Origin of the sequence: Micromonospora sp. DT15 (assembly GCF_049841475.1) — a bacterium.
In the GTDB taxonomy this organism is placed as follows: domain Bacteria; phylum Actinomycetota; class Actinomycetes; order Mycobacteriales; family Micromonosporaceae; genus Micromonospora.
In genome coordinates this window covers 1-212 of record NZ_JBNCKJ010000037.1, presented here as the reverse complement: position 1 = coordinate 212, position 212 = coordinate 1, and the positions used below count along the sequence as shown (strand labels likewise).

General features: G+C 59.0%; 1 pseudogene. It reads left to right on the top strand.

The features are described from left to right. Positions 1–212: pseudogene (locus tag ACLQ3F_RS31635) on the top strand (C39 family peptidase); the annotation flags it as partial.

The window sequence follows — 212 nt, the reverse complement described above, 5'->3', positions numbered from 1 at the left end:
AACATCAACGTTGATGACATGGCCAAGGAGATGGGCACCACCGAGGCCGGCACCAACTCCATCAACGACATCACCCCCGTACTGAACAAGGAAACCGGTAAGAACGACGCCTACCGGTCCGTGGAAATCAGCACCCCGGACGCTGATGCCAAGCAGACCGATCAGCTGCGCGCCGACATCGTCAAGACTGTTGACGACGGTAGGGCCGTGGT